Below are 518 nucleotides of genomic sequence, written 5' to 3' on the forward strand. Positions count from 1 at the left end.
CGGTCGACCCTATCGGGCGCTTCTTCGACGCCGTCCTCACCGACTGGGGCGTCCGCACGGACCTCGCCGACCTGGCGGAGATCGCCGCCTCGCACCACGTCGTCGGCGTCGTCGCCCGGGCCGACCGCGGGCCCGCCGAGCGGGGGCTCGCCGCCGTGGCGGGCCTGCTCGAGGAGGCGCCGGGGACCGCCGTCGCCCTCGTGCTCGTCGATGTCGGCGGGACCGCCGGGCCCACGGACCGCCTGGCGCGCCGGGTCCTCTCCGAGGTCGGCCTCCCGGTGCCCGTTCACCTCCTCGACCACGCGCCGGCGTCCGACGAGCCCGCGCCGGAGTCGGACGACGACACCCAGCGGCGTCGTCGTCGTGCCGCGGCGGGGCGGCCCGCCGAGCCGACGCCGCCGGGCCCGGCGCGCCTCGTCGGCGAGCTCCTCGTCCAGGCGGGTGCGCGATGACCCTGCGCGTCGTCCACCGCCCCGCGCGCGTCGTCCGACCCCTGCGGGCACCGGACCCCGTGGACC

Annotated in this window: 1 pseudogene; it reads left to right on the top strand. The window is 79.7% G+C overall.

Annotation, left to right across the window (positions count from 1 at the left end):
- Positions 1-452 (top strand): annotated as a pseudogene (locus tag G9H72_RS20820) (hypothetical protein); the annotation flags it as partial.
- Positions 453-518 lie beyond the last annotated feature (66 nt).

Source organism: Motilibacter aurantiacus, assembly GCF_011250645.1.
Taxonomy (GTDB): Bacteria; Actinomycetota; Actinomycetes; order Motilibacterales; family Motilibacteraceae; genus Motilibacter_A; species Motilibacter_A aurantiacus.